The 23,017-nt window shown below is 37.4% G+C and carries 23 protein-coding genes; 7 read left to right on the top strand and 16 right to left on the bottom strand.

The annotated features are described in order from the left end of the window. Positions 1-197 precede the first annotated feature (197 nt). Positions 198-1,166: a tryptophan--tRNA ligase gene (gene trpS, locus FLUTA_RS07395; protein WP_013686239.1), complete on the bottom strand. Its 969-nt coding sequence runs from the start codon at positions 1,164-1,166 to the stop codon at positions 198-200. Between the two features lie 121 nt (positions 1,167-1,287). Between trpS and FLUTA_RS07390 the strand changes: the two genes are divergently transcribed. Then, on the top strand, positions 1,288-2,046 hold the full coding sequence (locus FLUTA_RS07390; RefSeq protein ID WP_148235408.1) for a lysophospholipid acyltransferase family protein: 759 nt from the start codon (positions 1,288-1,290) through the stop codon (positions 2,044-2,046). 27 nt (positions 2,047-2,073) lie between these two features. Further along, a complete protein-coding gene (gatC, locus tag FLUTA_RS07385) occupies positions 2,074-2,367 on the top strand; it encodes an Asp-tRNA(Asn)/Glu-tRNA(Gln) amidotransferase subunit GatC (protein ID WP_013686237.1) in 294 nt (97 codons plus the stop codon). A gap of 18 nt (positions 2,368-2,385) precedes the next feature. Here gatC and FLUTA_RS07380 read toward each other — a convergent pair whose 3' ends face one another. From FLUTA_RS07380 to FLUTA_RS07335, 10 genes are all read right to left on the bottom strand, one after another. After that, the gene (locus FLUTA_RS07380) at positions 2,386-3,225 is read right to left on the bottom strand and encodes a hypothetical protein (RefSeq protein ID WP_013686236.1); all 840 of its coding nucleotides are present in this window, start codon (positions 3,223-3,225) and stop codon (positions 2,386-2,388) included. A 14-nt stretch (positions 3,226-3,239) separates the two neighbouring features. Further along, complete coding sequence (locus FLUTA_RS07375; RefSeq protein ID WP_013686235.1) at positions 3,240-3,845, bottom strand: hypothetical protein; 606 nt, start codon at positions 3,843-3,845, stop codon at positions 3,240-3,242. Between the two features lie 223 nt (positions 3,846-4,068). Continuing rightward, complete coding sequence (locus tag FLUTA_RS07370; RefSeq protein WP_013686234.1) at positions 4,069-5,262, bottom strand: phosphoglycerate kinase; 1,194 nt, start codon at positions 5,260-5,262, stop codon at positions 4,069-4,071. 60 nt (positions 5,263-5,322) lie between these two features. Continuing rightward, complete coding sequence (locus FLUTA_RS07365) at positions 5,323-6,138, bottom strand: UbiA prenyltransferase family protein (RefSeq protein WP_013686233.1); 816 nt, start codon at positions 6,136-6,138, stop codon at positions 5,323-5,325. A 1-nt stretch (position 6,139) separates the two neighbouring features. Continuing rightward, positions 6,140-7,159 carry a glycosyltransferase family 9 protein gene (locus tag FLUTA_RS07360; protein ID WP_013686232.1) on the bottom strand — a complete coding sequence of 340 codons (1,020 nt, stop codon included), beginning with the start codon at positions 7,157-7,159 and terminating at the stop codon, positions 6,140-6,142. Next, entirely contained in the window at positions 7,143-7,901 is a 759-nt protein-coding gene (locus FLUTA_RS07355) for a glycosyltransferase family 2 protein (protein ID WP_013686231.1), read from the bottom strand. Before FLUTA_RS07355 ends, FLUTA_RS07360 begins: the two co-directional genes overlap by 17 nt. Before the next feature lie 8 nt (positions 7,902-7,909). Next, complete coding sequence (locus FLUTA_RS20665; RefSeq protein WP_013686230.1) at positions 7,910-9,511, bottom strand: lytic transglycosylase domain-containing protein; 1,602 nt, start codon at positions 9,509-9,511, stop codon at positions 7,910-7,912. A gap of 15 nt (positions 9,512-9,526) precedes the next feature. Further along, positions 9,527-10,933, bottom strand: a complete 1,407-nt coding sequence (gatA, locus tag FLUTA_RS07345) for an Asp-tRNA(Asn)/Glu-tRNA(Gln) amidotransferase subunit GatA (protein WP_013686229.1) — start codon at positions 10,931-10,933, stop codon at positions 9,527-9,529. A gap of 15 nt (positions 10,934-10,948) precedes the next feature. Next, on the bottom strand, positions 10,949-11,125 hold the full coding sequence (locus FLUTA_RS07340; protein ID WP_013686228.1) for a Sec-independent protein translocase subunit TatA/TatB: 177 nt from the start codon (positions 11,123-11,125) through the stop codon (positions 10,949-10,951). 113 nt (positions 11,126-11,238) lie between these two features. Continuing rightward, the gene (locus FLUTA_RS07335; protein ID WP_013686227.1) at positions 11,239-11,883 is read right to left on the bottom strand and encodes a hypothetical protein; all 645 of its coding nucleotides are present in this window, start codon (positions 11,881-11,883) and stop codon (positions 11,239-11,241) included. A gap of 25 nt (positions 11,884-11,908) precedes the next feature. Here FLUTA_RS07335 and recJ point away from each other — a divergent pair, with 25 nt between their 5' ends. Continuing rightward, on the top strand, positions 11,909-13,633 hold the full coding sequence (gene recJ, locus FLUTA_RS07330) for a single-stranded-DNA-specific exonuclease RecJ (protein WP_013686226.1): 1,725 nt from the start codon (positions 11,909-11,911) through the stop codon (positions 13,631-13,633). A gap of 92 nt (positions 13,634-13,725) precedes the next feature. On the opposite strand, the gene FLUTA_RS07325 is transcribed toward recJ, so the two are convergent. Together FLUTA_RS07325 and FLUTA_RS07320 are read right to left on the bottom strand one after the other, a co-directional pair. Next, positions 13,726-14,943, bottom strand: a complete 1,218-nt coding sequence (locus FLUTA_RS07325; protein WP_013686225.1) for a WG repeat-containing protein — start codon at positions 14,941-14,943, stop codon at positions 13,726-13,728. A gap of 61 nt (positions 14,944-15,004) precedes the next feature. After that, positions 15,005-16,549, bottom strand: coding sequence for an acyl-CoA carboxylase subunit beta (locus FLUTA_RS07320; RefSeq protein WP_013686224.1), 1,545 nt, complete (start codon positions 16,547-16,549; stop codon positions 15,005-15,007). A 251-nt stretch (positions 16,550-16,800) separates the two neighbouring features. Between FLUTA_RS07320 and hemA the strand changes: the two genes are divergently transcribed. From hemA to FLUTA_RS07300, 4 genes are all read left to right on the top strand, one after another. Further along, on the top strand, positions 16,801-18,027 hold the full coding sequence (hemA, locus tag FLUTA_RS07315) for a glutamyl-tRNA reductase (RefSeq protein ID WP_013686223.1): 1,227 nt from the start codon (positions 16,801-16,803) through the stop codon (positions 18,025-18,027). A gap of 9 nt (positions 18,028-18,036) precedes the next feature. Beyond that, positions 18,037-18,951: a hydroxymethylbilane synthase gene (gene hemC / locus FLUTA_RS07310; protein WP_013686222.1), complete on the top strand. Its 915-nt coding sequence runs from the start codon at positions 18,037-18,039 to the stop codon at positions 18,949-18,951. Continuing rightward, the gene (locus FLUTA_RS07305) at positions 18,932-19,597 is read left to right on the top strand and encodes a uroporphyrinogen-III synthase (protein ID WP_013686221.1); all 666 of its coding nucleotides are present in this window, start codon (positions 18,932-18,934) and stop codon (positions 19,595-19,597) included. Before hemC ends, FLUTA_RS07305 begins: the two co-directional genes overlap by 20 nt. A gap of 158 nt (positions 19,598-19,755) precedes the next feature. Beyond that, entirely contained in the window at positions 19,756-20,418 is a 663-nt protein-coding gene (locus FLUTA_RS07300) for a sterol desaturase family protein (RefSeq protein WP_013686220.1), read from the top strand. A gap of 96 nt (positions 20,419-20,514) precedes the next feature. Here FLUTA_RS07300 and FLUTA_RS07295 read toward each other — a convergent pair whose 3' ends face one another. The 3 genes from FLUTA_RS07295 to FLUTA_RS07285 are packed head-to-tail and all read right to left on the bottom strand — an operon-like array spanning position 20,515 to position 23,016. After that, positions 20,515-21,552, bottom strand: coding sequence for a beta-ketoacyl synthase chain length factor (locus FLUTA_RS07295; protein ID WP_013686219.1), 1,038 nt, complete (start codon positions 21,550-21,552; stop codon positions 20,515-20,517). Next, positions 21,543-22,742, bottom strand: coding sequence for a beta-ketoacyl-[acyl-carrier-protein] synthase family protein (locus FLUTA_RS07290; RefSeq protein ID WP_013686218.1), 1,200 nt, complete (start codon positions 22,740-22,742; stop codon positions 21,543-21,545). The genes FLUTA_RS07295 and FLUTA_RS07290 overlap by 10 nt, the downstream gene beginning before the upstream one ends. A 4-nt stretch (positions 22,743-22,746) precedes the next feature. Next, positions 22,747-23,016, bottom strand: coding sequence for a phosphopantetheine-binding protein (locus tag FLUTA_RS07285; protein ID WP_013686217.1), 270 nt, complete (start codon positions 23,014-23,016; stop codon positions 22,747-22,749). Between the last annotated feature and the right edge of the window lies 1 nt (position 23,017).

Below are 23,017 nucleotides of genomic sequence, written 5' to 3'. Positions count from 1 at the left end.
TACAAAAATAACATTTTAAACAAATTTCCTTCTTTTCAGGAGGAATAACCTTTAACAACCGTCTTTAAAAGGCAAAAGCCCCCAAAATAAGGAGCTTCAGCATGTTGGTTTAATAAGAGTAGTTTATGTTGGTGTAACATAAGTTGATTCAAATATAGTATATTTTGATTAAACGGTATCCTTCAATCAAAAAATAATTAGTAACCAATCTTCGTTCTTACACGTTTTAATGTTTCTTGAGCAATCAATCTTGCCTTGGAAGCCCCAATTTCTAAGGCTTTATCTATCTGATATTTATCTTCCATTAGTGCATTATATTTTTCTCTTTCAGTTGAAAATTTTCTCAAAATCAACTCCAAAAGTGCTGTCTTTGCATGGCCATATCCATAACCTCCAGCTAAATAGTTACTTCTCATCGTTTCAATTTCAGTTGCTGAAGCCAATAATTCATACAAACGGAAAATGTGACACGTTTCTGGATCTTTTGGATCCTCTAATCCTTTACTGTCTGTAAGAATAGACATCACTTGTTTCTTCAATTGCTTTTCTGGAAGAAAAATATTGATAAAGTTGTTGCGCGATTTACTCATTTTCTCCCCGTCTGTTCCAGGAATTATTTTCGTTGTTTCATCAATTCGAGCATCTGGTAAAACAAAGGTTTCTCCCATTTGATGGTTAAATCTGGAAGCAACATCACGTGCAATTTCCAAATGTTGCAACTGATCTTTGCCAACTGGAACAACTTCTGCATCATATAATAAAATATCGGCAGCCATCAGAATCGGATATGTAAATAATCCCGCATTTACATCTGCTAAATAATCCGCTTTATCTTTGAAGCTATGAGCTAAAGTTAAACGCTGAAACGGAAAATAACACAATAAATGCCACATCAATTCGGTCACTTCAGCTACATCGCTTTGTCTGTAGAACGTTGTTTTTTCAGGGTCTAATCCACAAGCTAGCCAAACGGCTGCTGTAGAATAGGTGTTTTCACGCATGGTTTCGGAATCTTTGATTTGAGTCAAAGAATGCAAATTAGCTATGAATAGAAAAGAATCATTTTTTGAATCTTTCGCTAATTCAATAGCAGGTAAAATTGCACCAAGTAAGTTCCCTAAATGAGGAGTTCCCGTGCTTTGTATACCTGTAAGAATTCGTGCCATTGAAATTGTTTTTTGCGAATTTAGGGGTTTCTTTCTGCTAAATCGAAACTATTGGATAGAAATTCGATGGAAGACTTCTTTTTTATAGTTGATTTTTGAAAGGAAGCATTATTTTTGAGATGTGAAGCAGTTCCTGGGAGTTTTAAGTTTGTGTTATAAGTGTTATGTTGGACTGATTTTTGTTGCGACACTCCTTTTCTTTTACCCTTTTATTTGTATAACACTTTCTCGAAATTCTTGGAAAAGATGGAGTTTCCCCATTAATGTCGTTTGGAGCTCAACGATGCGTATCTTCTGTGGAATCTGGATTCACCGATTAAATAGAGTACGTTTACCAAAAGGACCTTATTTAATTGTTTCAAATCATACGTCATACTTTGATATTTTTGTGATGTATTCCATTTTGCCCACACATCGGTTTTTGTTCATGGGGAAGAGTGAAATTCTAAGTTATCCTTTGATGAAGACTTTCTTCAAGCGATTGAATATTCCTGTTTACCGCAATGATCGCATGAAAGCTGCGAAATCATTCATACAGGCGAAAACAGCAATCAAAGAAGGTTGGTCGATTGTTATTTTCCCCGAAGGCGGGATTCCAGATTTTAACTTGCCAGAAATGATTCCGTTTAAGGATGGCGCATTCAAGCTTTCAAAACACGCAAAGATTCCAATTGTGCCAATTACCTTTATTGATCATTATCACATGATGTCTGACCCAGATCAGGTTTTAGGCTATGCGCACCCAGGTATTTCACGTATTTACATGCACGAAGTAATTTCTGTGGAACAACAAAATAGCATGACAGAAACAGAATTGTCAGAATTCGTTTTTAATACAGTTGCAAGTCCTTTGAGAGAAAGAGGCTTGATGAAGAATTGATTGCAGCAATTTTTGTAATTTTGCACCATGGAAAAGATTTCAGAAGAAACAATTGATCACATTGCACATTTATCGCGATTGCGTTTTGAAGGAGATGCGAAAGTAGCAATCCGTCAGGATATGGATAAAATCATCGGGTTTATGGGGAAATTGTCTGAAATTCCTACAGATGATGTAGAACCTTTGATCTTCATGAGTGATGAAGTGAACGTGCTTCGCGACGATGAGCCGGAGGTAACAATTACACAAGCTGAAGCATTAAAAAATGCACCTAAAAAGGATTCGGATTATTTCCGCATCGCAAAGGTGTTGGATAAGTAGTTTTCAATTCCCTCAAAATTAAAGAAACGCCCAACCAACCGTAATTCCTGCGTAAGGTTTAATTTTCATTTCTCCTTCACTGCCTCTGGGGACATAATATATATTTTGATATCTATACTGAACGTAAGGGTTTATAGCACAATATAAGTCTAACCCGGCGAATAGGTTGCGTGTGATCTGTTGTCTGAAATTGTACCGGAAATAAACACCCCAGCGATCAAAGGCATAGTCTTTCGGAGCATGGAACGATGGATACTCTCCGGGAATATTACTAAATGCCGGCAAAAAATAGTCTAATCCGTAAATTACTCCTAAGGAGAGCCTGTGCTGGCGTTGTAAACGAACGTCGGTGGTATCTTTCACCTTGTATTCCCGAATTTGATATTGAAATCCGAGCGTCAATGACAAGGTGTTTTTCCCTTTAATGACTTTTCGCTGACCCAAAGCGGTTGTGTCGTAGGTGTAGTATTCCAGGTTTTTGGTTTCTTGTCTGAAGTACATGATTCCAGCTTCCACTTTGAATGCATGGCACAAATGAGGTGTTTTTCGATTATGGTTTTCAGTATCGTAAAGTGATGCAGAAAAGCCAAGTTGAGCATAACTTGCCGGCGAATAGGGATCTGGTTTTAAATCCGGGGTCAAGAAATCATGCTGGAGCTGAAGTGTTTGGTTGTACCTGCCGGTCAATTGAAACCGGTTTTTAAAGGAATACTCAACACTGCCCTGAATAGAATACATGAAACCACGTGAAAAGAAAATATTGACGGGTGAAACTTCCACAACCAGCTTATCCCTGGTTTGCTGTGCGAATGAACCAGTTGAAAGTAGACTAAGTAAAATTGAAATAGCGATTTTCATCGGTTTGTATGGTGTTATTTAAAAGTATAACCCAAACTTACACCAAACCATGGAAATGCCCGGTAACCCAGGTTCATAAAGTTGTTGAAGAACGAGCTGCCGGTAGTAAGACTTCCGTTGCGAACACTGAAATCCGTATTTACAAGTGACACATGCGGTGTTAAAGTAGCTCTGAAGAAGATACCGGTTTTATATGGTTGAAAACGGTAACCGATCTTGGGAGTAAGATACGTGTAAATACGGGAAAAGCGTCTTTGATCCGATCCGAAAATGTAATCTTCACCGATTTGTGTGGTTAATCCGATTCCGAGTTCCAGGTGGCTTCTTTTGTTACCGAATAACCAATTGTAAGAAACCGGAAGCCCGATATAAGCACCGTCACCAAATCCAAATGATCTTGGAACAGCGATTATTCCAACGGTCAATGAACGTTTCCACTTTTTTTCCGAATTAAAAAGCAGGTCATAATTGAGTGACCCGGAAAATCCCTGGCCAAATACTTCCGCATAAATCGTGTGTTTGTTTTTAAGAGGAGTTGTTGTAATTGGAGTTTCCGTTTCCTGGCTGAACAAAGTTGTAATTAAAGCCAATTGGAGAATGATCAGGATTGCTTTTTTCATAATTCGGGTTTCTTTATGCGGTCTGATACCGTCAATAAATAGATTATTGACAAATCAATATTACACTATCAGATCACGAAGGAATAAATAATAGAAGATTTGGAAACACAAAATGAGCATCAGTAGACAACGACTGAAAATTTTACGCTTCCACATGAACAGGATTCAAAAAAAATCCCCGATCTGTTGAACAAACCAGGGAATTTCTTTTGTATTTTTCTGATTATGAACGAATCGCCTTTATTCCAGGCAATTCAATTCCTTCCAAATATTCTAACATCGCTCCACCACCGGTAGAAACGTAGCTTACTTTATCTGCCAATCCGAATTGATTGATAGCTGCAACAGAATCACCACCACCGATCAGTGAGAAAGCTCCTTTTTCAGTAGCGCGAACAATAGCCTGTGCTACTTCTGCGGTTCCTTTCTGGAAATTGCTCATTTCAAAAACACCCATTGGTCCGTTCCACAAGATCAGTTTCGAATCCTCAATGATTTCCGCACAAGCTTTAATGGATTCCGGACCAACATCCAATCCCATCCAACCAGTAGGAATCTCTCCAATTGGAACGAGTTGTGTACTTGCGTTATTGTCAAATTTATCTGCAACGATTGTATCTGTTGGAATGTAAAGATTCACCCCTTTTGCTTTTGCTTTTTCAAGAATTTCATTGGCAACAGTCAAGAAATCATCTTCCACCAATGAACTTCCAACTGCTCCACCTTGTGCTTTTACAAAAGTATAGGCCATTCCACCTCCAACAATTAGGTTGTCCACTTTTTCTAAAAGGCGTTCTATAATCGTAATCTTGGAAGAAACTTTTGCTCCACCAACTATGGCTGTCAATGGTTTGTCATGGCTGTTCAAAACGCGATCTACACTTTTAATTTCAGCCTCCAAAAGGAAACCGAACATTTTATCGTTTGGAAAATAGTTTGCGACAACTGTGGTTGATGCGTGGGCTCTGTGGGCTGTTCCAAAAGCGTCGTTTACATAGCAATCTCCATGTTTTGCTAGATCTGCTGCGAATGCTTCTGTTCCAGCTGTTTCTTGTTTGTAAAAACGCACGTTTTCAAGCAATAGAACTTCACCTGGTTTCAAATTTGAGCTCATTTCAACAGCACTTGCTCCAATGCAATCGGATGAAAACTTGATCGATTTTCCAAGTAACTCTTCGATTCTGTTTTTGATATGGCGCAAAGAAAATTTGTCTTCTGGTCCTTCTTTTGGTCTTCCCAAATGCGACATTAACACAACACTTCCTCCATTTTCAAGAATGTGCTTTACAGTTGGTAATGCTGCGCGAATGCGTGTATCATCAGTTACTTCAAGCGTTTCTTTGTTCAAAGGAACATTAAAATCTACACGTACTAAAGCACGTTTGTTTTGAAAATCGTAAGTTGCTATTGTTGCCATTAACGGTATCTTAATTTTGAGGCAAAGTTAGGTTAAAGATTGGAAAGAACAAATGGAAATTCACGCTACTACAAACCAAAGTCCCATCAATCCCAAAGGTAATTCCCACATGAATTCTAAGCGCAATTGATAACCTACTTTGAACGAAATAAGATGGCCAACCGCTCCGCAAAAGAGGGTAAATGGAAGCAACCAATGGAAGCCTAAGAGATTTGTTTGGAGGAGTAATGCAATAATCAAAAGACCAAATCCAACATATTTGGCCTTTTGAACCCCTATGATTTGTGGAATGGTGAATAGCAATTTTCGATCATGTGGAATATCCCGACTATCAAAAGGAATGATTTGAGCAAAAACAGCAATGAAAAGCAGCACTGGGATTTCCCAAGGGATCAAATCAAGCTGTTTTATGGAAGCGAAAGGGATGAAAACAATCAGAATCCAACTGAGAGATATTAACCCGTTTTTGGCAAAAGGAATGTTTCGAATTCCGTTTCCGATAAGAGGAACTGGAAGTGCATAAAGAGCAACAATCAACGCATTCAAACCGATTAATACACCAACTTCTTTGTTCAATGGAATGTAAAATAGACAAACCAAACAAATCAGAAAGTTTAAAATAAACCAAGTAATCTGGAAGGAATAGGTGTTTTGCATCCACAATAAACGTCGATTCGAACGCACAGAATGATTTAATTGGCGCAAACGAAACAACCGATGGAGTTGATAAGCACTTACTGTTCCAGTAAAACTCCAAAGGGCGAACAATTCGAGATGATCTAATTGAAAATAACTTCCAATACCGTAAACTAGGCTTGTAACGCACAATGCAACCCAGCTATTGGTATAGATCAATATGCTGAGGGCAGGTCTCATTCTACTTTAAAATTTCGTTCAAAACGGTTTCTACTGAGATGCTAGAAATGCAATCACATTCTTTTTTCGCCATACACTTTTCGCAATTTGAATCAAAAATAAGTGGAGTAGAATGTTTGCCAAGAGGTTTCCATCTTCCTGGGTGAATGGGAATTCTTGGTGAAAACAACCCAATTGCTTTTGTGTTCAGAAACCCAGCGATGTGCAATGGACCTGTACTGCAGGCAACCAATCCAGATGCATTTTTGATGAGCCAAATCAATTGATCAATGTTCAACTTACCAGTGGAATCATAGGAACTCGCATCGGTTGGAATTTCTTTTCGAAACAATTTTCCTTCTTGTTCTGTTCCTGTAAAAACAACTTCGTAATCTTTTACGATTAGCTGTTTTGCCAATTCAATGTATTTCTCAATCGGCCATTCTCTGGCACTTCCTTGAGATTTTGGATGGAGAATAACATATTTTTTGCCGATTAGCGAATCAAATTCGGGAGGTAATTCTTCTTTTTCACTTCCGAAAGAGGATGTGTATTTAGAGACTTCTTCTAAACTTGGGATTTGTGAAAGTCCAAAAGGGCGAATCAATTCAAAGTTCAGTTGCGATTCGTGAAGCGGGGATTTTTTACGCGTAAAATTAGGACGTATGTTACAGGTATTCAAATGAAAAAGGCGGTGAGAAGTTCCAATTCGTGTTGGAACCAATGCCTTTTTGAAGAGTTTGGCAAGTTCTTTTTTAGGAAATACGTGAACAACAGCATCTAAATTCAAACTTTCGATTGCATCAATTTGCTCTTTTTTAGGAAGTGTCAGCAAATCATCGATTTTGACAATGTCATCAACGGATTCGTAATGTTTGACAATTGGAGCCGTATAGTTTCTGCAGAAAAAAGTGATTTTACAAGTAGGGTATTTCTCCTTCAGCCAAGCTGTAATGGGGAGTGTTAAAAGGACATCACCAATACTATCTGTGCGACTAATTGCAATGTGTTTTCCGTTCCAATCTTTAGTTTCTTCCTTCACGATTCAGTCTTCTTAGTTCTTTGTACTTCAAAACGTTGGACTGAGCGCTAATCTGAGCAATTTTGAAACCCTTCCAACCATCTAGAAAGCCTAATTTAATAAAATACATCGCAACAAAACGACCAACAGCACTAATAATTGGTTTGAGAGGTCCTGCTTTTTTACCTTTTGCATTGAATTTTTGTGCTGTCAATATCGAATATTTATCTGCTCGGGCTCGGTGATCTTCGTACGAATAATAGGAATAATGTTCCAGCACACCTTTGAATATTTTGACTTCAGAAGGTGGGTGAACTAATTCTTCGTGTACATATTCGCCCGACCAGTAAGAACCTTCTTTGGGAAATAAACGAGGTTTGATATCTGGAAACCAACCACTGTGATAAATCCATTTTCCCATGTAATTGGTTAGTCGATTGACAGAATACGTTCCTTTAAATCCGTTTCCTTTTTCAGCTTTGATTTCAAGATAAAGTGCTTCACTGATCACTTCGTCAGCATCGAGTGAAAGGATGTATTTGGAAGTTGCTAAACTGTTGAGGTGATTTTTACTTGCGGCATAACCTTCCCAGGCTCTTTGTACAAATTGAACGTTGTATTGTTCACAAATTGTAGCTGTTTTATCTGTTGAAAATGCGTCTAGAACAATGATTTCGTCTGCCAAATCGCGGATAGATTTTAAGCAACGTTGGATATTCCGTTCTTCATTTAACGTAATTATGACAACAGAAAGCGATTTCACAAGCGATATTATTTAACACGTAAACGTTGCCCAGCTCGAATACGACTTGCGGATACTCCTGGATTCAAGCGTTGTAACTGAGACATCGTAAGACCGTGTCTGGATGCGATTTTAGAAAAAGTATCTCCACTTCGAATCGTATAAAATTTCTTCGCTACGTTTGTTTGAACTGGCGGAATTGGGGTTTTGATAGCGTTATCCGCATTTTGAATGCTATCTTCCACTGCTTCTGTATATTCTTCGTTTTCAACAGTGGTGCTAACCTTAGTCTGTATCTTCAGCAATTGTCCAACAGTAATACGTGCGGTTGTTAAATCATTCCAATTCATTAACTCCTGAATAGCAACACTATATTGAGCAGCAATGCTACCCAAACTTTCACCCGATTTCACCTTGTGATAGGTGTAATTAATCGTTGTGATAACTTTTGTTTTAGGAATATCAATTCGTTTGTCGATAGGAGCAGAAACAACTAATTGATCATTTTTTGTATCAATGGCAACATCTGTTGGAAGCGGATTTTTAATGCCTCCAGATCCGTAAATGCGTTGTTCCAAAGCGTAAAGAGAATCTTCTAAACTTACAAGCAATCCAATTTTTTCTAAAGGCCCTGTTACACATTGTTTGGGGAACGTTGGAGGAATATAGGATGTTTTATAAACGGGATTCAATGCTTGAATATCATCAACTGGCCATGCAACCAATTTTTCAATCGTTTGCATGTGAATTCCACGATTTAAGCACAAAGTGTCCAATTGATAGAAGTGCATTTTCGGTTCGGCAGGAAGCAAATTGTGTTCCGCATGGTAGGTCAACAAATAAGTTGCAGCAATAAAATTTGGAACATATCCTTGTGTTTCACGTGGCAAATAAGGTCTTATTTCCCAATAAGTTCTTTTCCCTCCAGAGCGACGAATTGCTTTGTTTACATTTCCTGGTCCGGCATTGTAAGCAGCAAGTGCTAAATTCCAATCTCCATAAATGTTGTATAATTTTTTCAAGTATCTACAAGCAGCATCCGTTGCTTTTAGTGGATCCATGCGTTCATCCATGTATGAGTTTTCTTTCAAGCCATATTGCTTTCCAGTTGCGTACATAAATTGCCATAAACCCAATGCTCCAGCGCGCGATTTTACTTGCGGTCTTAAACCACTTTCAATCACTGATAAGTATTTCAATTCCAAAGGAAGGCCGTATTCAGCTAATTTCTCTTCGTATAGGTCAAAGTACAAACGACCACGTCCCAAAACAACGCGTGTAAAATTTCGACGGTTTTGAGCAAAAAATTTGATAGTTGTAAGGGATACATTATTACAATCGAAGCCAAATGAAGAGGTTTCATTCATTTTTGCCAAACGTTTGCAGTAATCTTGATCGGTAAAAACGGGAATCGTTCCTGCTTCATAATCCAACGCATCTACAATGGAATCGTAATTTAAACCTTTGGCGAAATCTTCGTAATGAAGAGCTAAACTTTGATCAACAATTCGGATAAATACTTCTCCAGTTATGGTATCTTTTACTGGTGGTTTGGGCCTTCGCTGTGCAAATACATGAGATACATTTAGCAAAAGAATTAAAAGAAGTAGTGCGTGTCCGAATCGTTTCATAGGCAAATGGGGTGTTTAATTATGCATAATTTGATTTGCCAATGAGAAAATTGCTTCTTCATTGAAATCATCAGCCATAATTTGTAAACTCAATGGTAAACCATTGCTGTGCATTCCGTGAGGAATAGCAATTGCAGGATTTCCTGTTAAGTTTGCATGAACAGTAAAAATGTCTTGTAAATACATCTGAATTGGGTCATTGATTGATCCAAATTCAAATGCAGTAGATGGTGTTGTTGGTAGAATGAGTAAATCGTATTGCGTAAAAATTTCGTTGGTTTTGTTTTTCAAAACACGTCTTACTTTCATTCCTTTGGTATAATATGCATCGTAAAATCCATGAGACAATACGAATGTACCAGCCATAATGCGTCTTTTTACTTCTGTTCCAAATCCTTCAGAGCGAGAAAGGGTATATGTTTGCTCAACTCCTTTTGCATTGGGAGACTGATAACCGTAGTGAACACCATCAAAACGTGAAAGATTCGACGATGCTTCAGCTGTTGTTAATACGTAATATGTTGGAACTAAATAGTCTAAGTATGGAAAGCTGACTCCTTCAACAGTATGACCTTGAGCACGTAAGTCTGCAATGGTTTTTTCCATCATAGCACGAACTTCTGGGTCAACATTTTCATTTTCAAGGGCTTCGCTCAAATAAGCAATTTTCTTTTTTCCAATTGCTGGAATTTCTGTTGAAAAACCCAATGGTTTAGAAGAGCTTGTTGCATCGTGAGGATCTTTTCCAGCCATTATTTCTAAGACTAAAACAGTGTCTTCCAAATTGTTTGCAAAAGGACCAATTTGATCAAAAGAAGAAGCATAAGCAATTAATCCATATCTGCTTACCCGACCATAAGTTGGTTTGAAACCGATAGTTCCAGTAAATGAAGCTGGTTGACGAATAGAACCTCCCGTATCAGAACCAAGGGCAACGGTGCACATTCCTGCAGAAACTGAAACAGCAGAACCGCCTGATGAACCTCCAGGAACATGGGTTGGACGTAAATTGTTTTTCACTGGACCATAAGCTGAATTTTCATTCGAACTGCCCATTGCAAATTCATCGCAATTTAATCGACCAATGATTACAGCATCTTCGGCTAATAAACGTTCTACAACAGTTGCTGAATACAAGGATTCAAATCCACCTAAGATTTTTGAACTTGCACTAACAGCGTGACCTTTGTAACAAATATTGTCTTTTAGGCCAATTACCATTCCAGCAAGTCGACCAGCTTTTCCCGAAGTGATTTTTTGATCTACCAATCGAGCTTGATCTAATGCGCTTTCAGTAAATACTTCTAAAAAGGCATTTAAGTCTTTGTGCTTTTCGATTTGCTCAAGGTATGAATGCACAATACTCTCCACAGATTTCCCTGCGGAGAGTGCTGACTTCACTTCCGAAAATGTTTTATACATGAAGAATGGATTGACTTATTTAACTTTCTCTTCTGTAGTTGGAGTAGAACTCTCTTCGCCTTTACTAGCGTCTTTGAATTCCTTGATTCCTTTTCCTAATCCTTTCATCAATTCAGGAATTTTCTTTCCACCGAATAATAAAACAACTACAGCAAGTATTAATATAATTTCAAATGCACCAAATTTGCCCATAACACTAATTTTTTGACAAAATTAAGGAAATATCAGTTAAGTTATCTGTTAAAAATACGCGAAGCTTGGTTTTAGCTGAAAAAGTTAGGCTTTTTTAAGGGAGTGAAAACCAATTATTCTTTGGTATAAATCAATTTACGTCCATTAAACAGGGCTTTTTCAAGCTGTTCCCATTGTTCAAAAGTTGGAGCTAAAATAGCAACCGCAGAGCCGTATCGTGTGATTGTCTTTATTTGCAATATGCTTGAAAATAGTGATTGATAAGCCAAATCGCTATGAATAATAGTCATTTTTCCTCCAGTAAATATGACTAAGCTTGGTTCAAAATAAGATCCTTCGTGAAAATTAATGATGTATTTATTGGCAGTAATTTTAGTAAATGTGTTTAGAGAACCTTCACCAGCAATCATCAATTTGGATTCTATTCCATAGTAATAATTTTCACCCTCTAAAACGCAAGGAACCGAATCATTGGTCTTAATTCCGAATAAATAATCTCCACGCACTTGTAATTTCGAGGATTCACGCACTTGTTCTCTGGTTATACTTGCAATGGCTAAGGTAACGATGGATATTCCTTTTTCGTCGATTACATAGGTGACTTCTGAATCACTACTTTTGTATTTTCCAAAATGAATTTTCTCAGTAGTTAATTGAGAATTGCTTCCGAAAGGAAGAGGATCGGAAAATTGAACAGATTTTTGGGAAAAACTCAAAAAATGGTTCAAAAGAATACAAACAAGAAGAACTTTTTTCATAACTTATATTAGAAAACGGAAATTTATGCAAAAACACTGGTTTATCAAACAAGTTCCATCCGATGAAAAAATTCAAGTTGTGATCGACAACTTAAAAGTGAGTCCAATCATGGCTTCTTTGCTTGCTCAAAGGAATCTTACATCTCTTCCACAGATTCGTTCATTTTTCACACCTGAAATTAGCAGTTTGCACGATCCGTTTTTGATGTTAAATATGAATAGAGCAGTTGATCGCTTGGAAAGTGCCGTTCAAAACCAAGAGCGAATACTGATTTTTGGTGATTATGATGTGGATGGAACAACTGCTGTTGCGCTCGTTTATAGTGTTTTGAAAGAATTTACTTCTGTTGATTTTTATATTCCAGATCGCTACGAAGAAGGATATGGTCTGTCTTATCAAGGAATTGATTTGGCATTGAAAAACGGTTGTTCGTTGATGATCGCATTGGATTGTGGAATTAAGGAAATAGAGAAGGTTGCTTATGCGAGAGAAAAAGGATTGGATGTCATTATTTGTGATCACCACAATCCAGGTCCAAAAGTGCCAGATGGAATTATATTGGATCCGAAGCAAGAAGATTGCGCATATCCGTTTAAAGAGCTTTGTGGTTGTGGTGTTGGGTTTAAACTGATGCAAGCTTGGTTTTCAAAAACGGGAAAAGATGCAACAACTCTTTTTCAGTACCTGGATTTAGTGGCTATTGCCATTGGGGCAGATATTGTTCCAGTAACTGGAGAAAATCGGATTTTATGTAAGCAAGGAATTCAAATGTTGAACGAGAATCCGAGAGCTGGAATCTTGGCCTTGGTAGAACAAGCAAAACGTTCTTTTCCGCTCGATTTATCGAATGTGGTATTTACAATTGCTCCTCGAATAAATGCTGCAGGTCGATTAAAAAGTGGTTCAAGAGCAGTTGAATTATTGCTTTCAGAAACTCCGAAAGAAGCACAATTAATTGCATTAGAAATAGATGAGTATAATTCCGAAAGACGTATTTTGGATGCTCAAATAACAGAGGAAGCTTTGGATTTGATTGCGCAAGATGATTTGTTTTTAAGTCGGAAATCAACAGTAGTTTTTCAATCGGATTGGCACAAAGGAGTGGTAGGAATTGTTGCTTCACGCTTAATCGAACATCATTACCGACCTACGATTGTTCTCACAGAAAATAAAGGAGAAGCAACTGGTTCGGCACGCTCAGTTTCTGGCTTCAATGTCTATGATGCGATTACTTCTTGCGAACATTTGTTGACCCAATATGGGGGACATCAGCATGCTGCCGGACTTTCTTTGCCTTTGGAGAATGTGGCTTCTTTCAGAGAGCATTTTGATTCTTACGTTCAAAAGAACATTCAACCATTGGATGAGGTGGAAGAATTGGTCATTGATTTGGAAATTGGTTTGTCTGAATTGTTTTTGGCAGGTGAATCGGCCTTGCAAATACCGCGCTTGTATAAAATGTTGGAACAAATGGAGCCTTTTGGACCTGGAAACGACAAGCCTGTTTTTTGCGCCAAGAACATGTATGCAGATAAAACGCGGATTTTAAAAGAAGCACACTTGAAATTTGATTTAGTTGATCCTATATCTAGAATTCAACTTTCAGCAATTGGGTTCAATATGGCAGATAAAGCCGATTTAATTGCCGCTGGCTGTGCCTTTGATTGTGCCTTTACGTTGGAGAAAAATGTGTGGAACAATCGGGCTACTTTACAGCTACAAATTAGAGATGTGAGAGAAACTTTGTAAAAAGGCTGTTGTTCTTGACTGACTTTTATTGTTGTTTTAATTGTCTAAGTACATCTACTATCCAATTCACAGCAAATTGGTTTCCGTGAGAATTAATCAGTAAAAAACTCAACCCCGTTTTCTCCCAAGTATACCGTTTTTCCGGCTTTGTTTTTGACCAAGAAGATTTCAAATGAACCCAAGGATTCGTGTTCGTAGTTCTGTATGAATGAATACCCTTTTTTTGTAATGATCTTCAGGTCCTCATTCTGGAAAATTTCAACAAATCCTGCTTTCCAAACTCCTACAAACTTGTAATAAATTTCACTGAATCCATCGTATTCGAACGGTAGCAATACAGTGAGGGTTTCAGAATTGTCTTTTCCTCCCAAAACACCCCATTTGCCATTTTTCAAAACGTAAAAGGATCTGTTGTATTCCATCCAATGTTTGTGATATTTACTCAATTTGAAATTGATACTGTCATATTCAACGGGTAAAATCAAACGTTTCTTATCGTCGTAAGCACCCCATTTATCACCTTTTTTTACAGCGATAAAATCTTCATCGAATCCAAAACCCTCTACTTCTTTGTCAATAATTACCGTGTCATAAATTATTGCAACCAACGTATCGTAAGTTACCCTACCATAGTGTTTAGAGCTTTCACGAACTACTCCATACTTTCCATGAGCTGCAACAACTACTGGCAAAGGTGTTTCTTCAAACGAAGCAGCGAAATAGTTTTCAGGCTGTAGAGCATTGATTTGTTTTTCAGTCATTTTCCCACCAGATTTATTGAAGTATTTCATTGTAAGCTCATTCTTACAATGAAACACCTTTTTGGATGGATCATACATGATTGAAATATAATTGAATGGAATTACCACTTTCGGTTTTTCTGCTATGAGACCTAATACTCCAAATTTTTTAGCTTTCGAAACCACATATCGATTGTTTTCAGGGTTTTCAATTTCCATGAAATCGTAATTGCGATTTAAATTTGTAGACGGATTTGTTTCAATTCCTACTGAATATTCACTGTGATAGATTTCGTAAATACGGTGACAATCATCGTACTCAAGGGGTATAACGACTATCCCTTTTTGATTAATATATCCGTATTTCCCATTCTTTTTAACGCGTGCCAGCCGATCATCTGAAAAGAAGTCGACACTTTCATATACACATGGAATAACAACTTTACCTTCTTTCGTTGAAAAACCCCAAGTTGTCTTTTGACAAAAGGGAATTAGTTGACCGAATGCGCAATTTGTTGCAGAAATTAATGCTACAATAGCGCAGGTAATAATTTTTTGAGTTAGGGTCATGATATTAAGCGTGTATTGAAAAGAAATAGGTTCTACGATTATTAGAACCTATTTCACTTTATTATAAAGGTATATTCCCATGCTTCTTCTTCGGCAAAGTCTCCGATTTTTTCTCCAAAGATTTAAACGCCGCAATCAAGGTGCTTCTTGTTTCCTCAGGTAATATTACTGCATCAACGAATCCTCTTTCTGCTGCGCGGTAAGGATTGGCGAACATTTCTGCGTATTCTGCTTCTTTTTCTTTCCATTTTCCTTCTTTATCTTCCGCAGCTGCAATTTCTGCTTTGAAGATAATTTCTGCTGCACCCTTTGCTCCCATTACAGCAATTTCTGCTGTTGGCCAAGCATAATTTAAATCTGCACCAATATTTTTTGAGTTCATCACATCAAATGCACCACCGTAAGCTTTACGTGTAATCACCGTAATTCTTGGAACAGTCGCTTCAGAGAATGCGTACAATAATTTCGCTCCGTGCGTAATAATTCCACGCCATTCTTGATCTGTTCCAGGTAAGAAACCAGGCACATCTTCCAATACCAATAATGGAATATTGAATGAATCACAGAAACGTACAAAACGCGCACCTTTTCTTGAAGAATCGATGTCTAAAACTCCAGCCATTGAAGACGGTTGATTGGCAATAACCCCCAAAGATCTTCCATCTAAACGAGCAAATCCAACTACAATATTCGTTGCAAAATCAGCTTGTACTTCGCGGAATGTGTCGTCGTCAATCAAACAATCAATTACCTCACGAATATCGTACGGCAAATTCGAATTGTCAGGTATAATATTTTGGATGCGATTTAATTTTTCTTTGGCAAAAAGAACAGAATCAAATTGAGGAGCCAATTCCATGGCGTTTTGTGGCATATAAGTGATTAAATCACGCACTTTACGCAAACATTCCACATCATTTCCAGCAGTAAAGTGCGTCACACCTGATTTTTCGGCATGTGCTTTTGCTCCTCCTAAATCTTCCGAACTAACTTCTTCGTGTGTTACCGTTTTTACAACACTTGGTCCTGTTACGAACATGTAAGAAGTGTCTTCCACCATGAAAACGAAATCTGTCAATGCTGGCGAATATACTGCACCACCTGCACAAGGCCCCATGATTACTGAAATTTGAGGAATAGCTCCTGAAGCACGTGTGTTGCGGTAAAAAATATCCGCATAACCAGCCAAGGAAACAACTCCTTCTTGAATTCGCGCACCACCCGAATCATTTAACCCGATAACTGGAGCTCCATTTTTCATGGCTAAATCTAATACTTTGCAAATCTTTTGAGCATGTGTTTCTGAAAGAGATCCTCCAAGGACAGTGAAATCTTGAGAGAACGCGTATACAACTCTTCCGTGAATTGTTCCAAAGCCAGTAATTACTCCATCACCAGGGCTTTTTGTTTTCTCTAATCCAAAGGAAGTAGCGCGATGTTCAACCAACATTCCAATTTCTTGAAAAGAGCCCTCATCCATTAACAAAAGGATACGTTCTCTTGCGCTCAGCTTTCCTTGCGCATGTTGTTTGTCAATTCGAGCTTTTCCACCACCTAATTGAGCGGCTTCTCGTTTTTGAATAAGTTCGGAATTCTTTTCTTTCATGAAAAAAGGTTTGTGGGTCTCAAAGATACACTTTCAAGTGAAAAAAGGAGAAGGGTTCATCAAAAAGTGAGAATTGAAAAAGAAGTAAGGTAAAAGTGAAAAGCAAAAGTGTAATTTTTAATTTTTTTCCTGCTTTAGATTTTCTCGATTTGTTTATAAACATTCTAAATTAACAAACCTGACAGTTTTCTGACAATACTTCGCGATTCTAAAGGCAATTTTGTGGTTGTAGTTAGAGGAAATCAATACAAGTGATAAAAGAGTTACATACAATAGCGTTTACACATCGAAATTTGGAAGTTTCCAAAATTGGAGCTTTGCATATTGAAAAAGCCTTGCTTCAATCACGTTTTCAAGTGCTTAAAGATTCTTTGAAAATCAATGAAATCACATTTTTATCTACTTGTAACCGCGTTGAGTATTTTTTAGTGACAAATGAAGCTCTTACTGATGAGTTTTTGACGAATTTCTTTTCGATACTATATCCCGATTTTTCAGCAGAACAAGTAACTTATTTCTCTAGTAACGCATTTATTTTTTCTAAAATGGATGCTGTAAATCATGTATTACGAGTTGCTTCTTCTATTGATTCGCTAGTAATTGGCGAACGTGAAATCATTACACAGGTACGTCAAGCTTACGAAGAGTCACGCGATTTAGGTCTTTCTGGAGATACTTTGCGCATTTTGTTCCGTCACACTATTGAGACGGCAAAACGTGTTTATACAGAAACAAAAATTTCTCAAAAACCAGTATCAGTTGTTTCCATTGCTTATCATCGTTTGGTTGGAATGGATGCTCCAAGAGATGCCCGAGTTTTAGCAATTGGGGCTGGAGTTACAAATACTGCTATGCTTCGTTTTTTGAAAAAACACGGTATGACTAATTTTGTAATTTTCAATAGAACGATTGAAAAGGCCGAATTATTGGCAGAGGAATTAGGAGGGAAAGCATATTCGCTTAATGAATTAACTAGTTATACAGGTGGATTTGATGTGCTTGTTTCTTGTACAGGTTCTCAAGATGTTATTGTAGATGAAAAACTATATTCATCTTTATTGATGGATGATTTAAGACCTAAATTTACAGTTGATTTAGCGCTTCCAAGTGATATTTCAGCAGATGTTCATGCAAGATTTTCTACTAAAAACATCTCCATTGAGGTTTTACAGAAAATTTCAGAGGGTCATTTGTTAGAACGTTCTCAAGAAGTGATTCATGTGGAGCAAATCCTTGATGAGGCAAATAAGGAGTTTCGCAATATTGCAAAAATGCGTGCTATCGAAGTTGCTATGCGGCCAGTTCCTCAAATGGTTAAAGATATTCGTGCTACGGCTTTCAACGAAATATTTAAGAATGAATTGGATCAATTAGATCAACCTTCACTTGAAATTTTGGAAAAAGTAGTTGGTTACATGGAGAAAAAATACATGAGTATGCCGATGATTATGGCAAAGGAAATCATGTTTAAATCGTAACTTTACTTCATGAGAAATATTCGTATCGGCTCGCGTGGAAGTGATTTAGCACTTTGGCAAGCGAATCATGTCAAAAAACAATTAGAAGCTTTAGGTGCTGAAGTAGGCATTACAATTATCACTACTAAAGGTGATCAAATTCAAGATTTGAGTTTTGATAAACTAGAAGGGAAAGGTTTTTTCACTAAGGAAATCGAACAAGCGTTATTGGACAACAGCATTGATTTGGCCGTTCATTCTCACAAAGATTTAGAAACAAATACACCAGAAGGATTGATTATTGCTGCGGTTTCCGAAAGAGAAAATCCAGCTGATGTTTTATTGATTCATCCGAATGCCTTTGACAAAGATGAATTTTGGTCTTTGAAAAAAGGAGCTGTTGTTGGGACTTCTTCGGCGCGCAGAAAATCACAAGTGATTGCCTTTCGATCTGATATTGAAATAAAAGATTTACGTGGAAATGTTCCCACACGCCTTCAAAAATTGATTGATGGTGGATACGATGCTATTTTACTTGCTAAAGCAGGATTGGATCGTCTGCAATTGGATTTAAAAGGAATGCATGAAGTAGTTTTGGATCCTGAAGAATTCATTCCAGCTCCAGCTCAAGGAGTTTTGGCTTTGCAAATCAGAGAAAACGACAACGAATTATACAATTTCATGCAAGCCATGAATCACGAGGATATTCAATCGCAAATTGCTTTGGAGCGGAATCTTTTAAATCGTTTGCAAGGTGGTTGTCAATTGCCTTTGGGTGCATATTGCCCAGAAGAAGGACGTCTGATTGTTTCGTTTGCTCACGAATGGGAACAAGGGGCTCAATGGTATGAGTTTGAAGGACCACATGATTTGGATATGATCGATGTGGTGCTAGAAGCTTTGTTAGGTGAAGAAGAGGAAGAAGATGACGAGGATATTTCTTAGTTCGGAAAGCAATTCATCCTTACCAGTAGTTCAGTTTTGTACTGAAAACAACATTCAATTAATCCGCCGATCACTTATTTCTTTCAAAGCTATTGATTTTTCACTTCCTTCCGAATGGGATGTTGTTTTCTTCAGTTCACCCCGATCTTTTGATTTTTTTTGTAAACGAGGTCTTCATTTAGAGGAGAATCAGCAAATTGCATGTATAGGCAATGAAACTAAAAATCAAATTGAAAAAGCTGGATTTTCTGTCAGTTTTGTCGGTCAAGAAGCTGGAAAACCAAGTGAAGTAGGAATTGCATTTAAAGAATGGCTTGGAAAGAGAATAGCCTTGTTTCCTCAATCTAATAAATCCAATAAATCGGTTGAAAAATCAATATCGGAATCGTTGCGAATTCCTTTATTGGTCTACGAAACAGTCAATTCTAGTTCAAAAATTGATTGGTGTTCGGTTTATATTTTCACTAGTCCTTCTAATTTAACTAGTTTCTTACTTGAAAACAAAATTCCTAAAAATGCTATAATTATTGCTTGGGGAGAAACTACCAATGAATTGATGTTGAGTCTTGGTTATCAATCGACTTTGGTTTTAAATACCTCGAGCTATCACGAGCTTATTGAGATTCTTCCGACATTAATAGCTTAAAATAATTACATTTTTTTAACTAAAGAATGAGTTTTTGTCGTAATTTGAAATCAAATTATAGAAAAAGTTCATTAACTTTATGTGAGTTCTGCTAGAACGATAAGTGCCAAAAATTGACACATTGTTTCAATTAATAATACTTACTAATTTCTACTCACATGGAATCTGCATCTAATGAAAATTATGAATTCAGAGTTTATCCGGATGAAAAATCGCCTAAACTATTCAAGTCTCCTCTTTTAGAGGTTCTCACAAAAACCAAGCTTTGGATTATTATCTTGTTGTATAGTTCTGTAGCTACATTCTGTTTGTGGGTCTATATGTACTATTTTCATGGAACTGTGTTCAACCTGATTTTATTGTTTGTTCTTGGGTTTTTTACTTGGACTTTTGGTGAATATATATTGCATCGTTTTGTCTATCATAAGTTGAAAGATGCTTCTTATGATTCTGGAATTCAGTATGTTTTTCATGGAATTCACCATCAATATCCAACAGATGAAGACCGAATTATTCTTCCACCTGTTCCTGGATTGGCTATTGCTTGTTTGTTTTTGGGAGTCTATTACCTAATAATGGGAGGCGCAGCATTTACGTTTGGTTCTGGATTTCTAATTGGTTATCTGGTGTACATTAGCATTCACTGGATGGTTCATAGCAAGCCAGCTCCAGCGCGCTTTAATTTTTGGTGGAAACACCATAACATACATCATTATCAACAGCACGATAAGGCATTTGGAGTTTCTACGCCTATCTGGGATATTGTATTTCGAACAATGCCTGTGAAAGGAAGAAAAACAATTACAATTCTGAAGAAGTAAGAACTTTATTTTCAACGCAAAGGGGACTGATTAAGCGAAGGTTTTTGAATAATCTTTGCGGTTGCGTTTAATCAAAACCAGATTGGTAGAGGAAAATTATTTTTGAATGAGGATTAAACTATGGCGAATTGCGTCAAAATGATTGTAAATCAAGATAGTCTTGGGAGTAAATTGTGGTTCATTTTCGAAAACATGCTGAGCTTCTCCATTGAGCAGTCGAACTGCCAAGTAACTTGCAAAGGCACTCACAGTTCGGTATTCGCCAACGGCTTTCTTGTAATATACAGTAGGAATTTTGCCAAAAATTTGCTCCAATTCTACATACCAGTTGTCTGTGCGAATATCTCCACTTTTACCCAACAAAAGGCAATCAATATCACCAATCGCAAGCCTTTGTTCTTCTAAGAACTCCATTAGAAAATGAGGAAGTTCAGAAAGAGATAGGTTAGAGGACTGTTTAAATCCAGTGAATTTTGCTAAGTTGTTTGTTGGATTATTACTCAAAATGAATTGAGTAGAGCCTTCACCACAATAAGATCCGTTTGAATGGCTGGTTAGAAGTTCATTGTTGGATATCAAATCTGTTTTGAATCGATCCCCTAACCGATCAATGTTGTAGTTATAGTCTGATATTTCTTCAATTGCACCCAGTAAAATTGATTTTTCCGAAGCTGTATGTTCTTCAAAGAACAAGGATGCATCTAATAGTGCAGATTCAAAAGCTAAGGACCCATTTACATGGGTCATGTTATAAGCCATGTTCTCTGACAGCAAAGCAACTTGGCCGGCCAAGGCATTTGGTGTACTTTGAACGAAATTTGTAGGTGTTAAAGTTCCTTCATCGTATTCAACAATTTGATTCAAGAATTTAATACAATCTTCCAATCCACCATTTGCGGTTCCAAAAATGATGGCATCTGGTTTTTCATTTCTTCCCATTAAGGGTAATGAAGCACCCATTCCCATGCGGACTGCTTTTCCCATGCGTCGCAATTGTGCGTTCGGAATAAGATTTTGGTAAGATGGTTCAATTGCTCTGTACATGTAATCTGTTAAAACTTGCCAATCTCCTTTTTCGAAAGAAAGATCGTGTGTTTTTTGTGGCGAAATGGCTATCAAATCTTTTATATACATGCTGAGAAGATTAGTGATGTGCAGTTTCCACCAAATCCAAATGAATTGGAAAGTACGTTTTGAATAGTTGTTTCAGGCGTATACTTTAAGGTTGGTGCAAATGGAAAATCAGCAATTGGTTCTTCTACACGTAAACTTGGATATATTTCTTGATTTTGAATTGCAAGAATGCTATAAATAGCTTCTAAAACGCCCGCCGTTGCTAATGTGTGTCCAACGTAAGATTTAGTAGAGCTGAAGGGAGGAACAACCTCAAATAGTTTTGAAAACGCAACTGATTCCGTCAAATCGTTATTGGGAGTTCCAGTTCCATGTGCATTGATGTATTGAATATCTGCTGGTTTTAATGAAGCGCGTTTCAATGCTAATTCCATTGCCATTCTAGGACCTCTCGCGTCGTCTGAAGTAGCGGAAGGGTGGAAGGCATCATTGCAAATTCCAAATCCTGCAAACTTCGCAAGGCTTGTTTTGGAAGGTAAAAGATCTTCTTTTCTTTCTAAAACAACATAAGCCGCCGCTTCTCCTAAACTTAGACCTTCTCGGTTTGTGTCGAATGGTTTGCAAGGAACCTCACTCAAAATGCGTAAAGAGTTGAAGCCATTCACAGTAAACTTTGCCAAACAATCGCTTCCTCCAGCTATTACACGGTCTACTTTTCCCGTTTCCAATAATCTTGCTCCCAGTGCAATCGCATTTGCAGAAGATGAGCAGGCAGTGTTAATGACATCTGTAATCCCCTTCATTTCGTACAGCTTTACAATTTGTAGTGCATGATCTGATCCTTCATAGTTTCTAACATATTCAGAAGGTTCTCCAAGTAAATTTGCATCTTGGTATAAATGATCGGTATAACACATTCCTCCAACAGTGCTGGAACTTATGAAAGCAGTTCTTTTGGAAGAGATTTCTTCCGAACTAAGCCCAGCCTGTGCAATCGCTTCTCGAAATGCCTTTAATGCAATTAAAGTTGTTCGCGTAAAGCCACACTTGGATGCTAAATTTAGCTCATCAAATAATTGCTCGTCACTTCGATCAATTTCTCCAAACACCAATGAATCTGAATAATTGGATTTGAAATGCTTGGATTTTTGAATGCCCGAGATTTCCTGTTGCAAGGAATACAGATTTTCAGCAACGGTTAAACCAATTGAACTGATTGCACCCATTCCTGTTACAACAATTTCACTCATTTTTTTATTTTGTGCGATTTGCAATGATGTAATCCACAATTGTGTTTACGTCAACTAAAATCTGTCTTCCTTCAGTTGGATTCTTGATTTTAATTCCATATTCTCTATCCAATAATACGATTAGTTCCACTGAATCAATAGAATCTAAACCTAATTCATCACCAAATAGCGGAACGTCATTCTTGATTTGTTCTGGAGACAAATCCAACAAATTCAAATATTTAATTAAATGCTCTTTGAATTCAAAAACTAATTCTTCTCTGTTTTCAGTCATA

Origin of the sequence: Fluviicola taffensis DSM 16823, assembly GCF_000194605.1 — a bacterium.
Taxonomy (GTDB): Bacteria; Bacteroidota; Bacteroidia; order Flavobacteriales_D; family Crocinitomicaceae; genus Fluviicola; species Fluviicola taffensis.
This window is presented reverse-complemented; position numbering and strand designations above follow the sequence as displayed.

Bases quoted from the DNA above. Each gene is read 5' to 3' on its own strand.
- FLUTA_RS07285 (WP_013686217.1), bottom strand. From the start codon at position 23,016: ATGACTGAAAACAGAGAAGAATTAGTTTTTGAATTCAAAGAGCATTTA.
- hemC (WP_013686222.1), top strand. From the start codon at position 18,037: ATGAGAAATATTCGTATCGGCTCGCGTGGAAGTGATTTAGCACTTTGG.
- FLUTA_RS07380 (WP_013686236.1), bottom strand. From the start codon at position 3,225: ATGAAAATCGCTATTTCAATTTTACTTAGTCTACTTTCAACTGGTTCA.
- FLUTA_RS07300 (WP_013686220.1), top strand. From the start codon at position 19,756: ATGGAATCTGCATCTAATGAAAATTATGAATTCAGAGTTTATCCGGAT.
- gatC (WP_013686237.1), top strand. From the start codon at position 2,074: ATGGAAAAGATTTCAGAAGAAACAATTGATCACATTGCACATTTATCG.
- FLUTA_RS07370 (WP_013686234.1), bottom strand. From the start codon at position 5,262: ATGGCAACAATAGCAACTTACGATTTTCAAAACAAACGTGCTTTAGTA.
- FLUTA_RS07375 (WP_013686235.1), bottom strand. From the start codon at position 3,845: ATGAAAAAAGCAATCCTGATCATTCTCCAATTGGCTTTAATTACAACT.
- FLUTA_RS07305 (WP_013686221.1), top strand. From the start codon at position 18,932: ATGACGAGGATATTTCTTAGTTCGGAAAGCAATTCATCCTTACCAGTA.
- FLUTA_RS07340 (WP_013686228.1), bottom strand. From the start codon at position 11,125: ATGGGCAAATTTGGTGCATTTGAAATTATATTAATACTTGCTGTAGTT.
- trpS (WP_013686239.1), bottom strand. From the start codon at position 1,166: ATGGCACGAATTCTTACAGGTATACAAAGCACGGGAACTCCTCATTTA.
- gatA (WP_013686229.1), bottom strand. From the start codon at position 10,933: ATGTATAAAACATTTTCGGAAGTGAAGTCAGCACTCTCCGCAGGGAAA.
- FLUTA_RS07335 (WP_013686227.1), bottom strand. From the start codon at position 11,883: ATGAAAAAAGTTCTTCTTGTTTGTATTCTTTTGAACCATTTTTTGAGT.
- FLUTA_RS07365 (WP_013686233.1), bottom strand. From the start codon at position 6,138: ATGAGACCTGCCCTCAGCATATTGATCTATACCAATAGCTGGGTTGCA.
- recJ (WP_013686226.1), top strand. From the start codon at position 11,909: ATGCAAAAACACTGGTTTATCAAACAAGTTCCATCCGATGAAAAAATT.
- FLUTA_RS07295 (WP_013686219.1), bottom strand. From the start codon at position 21,552: ATGTATATAAAAGATTTGATAGCCATTTCGCCACAAAAAACACACGAT.
- FLUTA_RS07290 (WP_013686218.1), bottom strand. From the start codon at position 22,742: ATGAGTGAAATTGTTGTAACAGGAATGGGTGCAATCAGTTCAATTGGT.
- FLUTA_RS07325 (WP_013686225.1), bottom strand. From the start codon at position 14,943: ATGACCCTAACTCAAAAAATTATTACCTGCGCTATTGTAGCATTAATT.
- FLUTA_RS07320 (WP_013686224.1), bottom strand. From the start codon at position 16,549: ATGAAAGAAAAGAATTCCGAACTTATTCAAAAACGAGAAGCCGCTCAA.
- FLUTA_RS20665 (WP_013686230.1), bottom strand. From the start codon at position 9,511: ATGAAACGATTCGGACACGCACTACTTCTTTTAATTCTTTTGCTAAAT.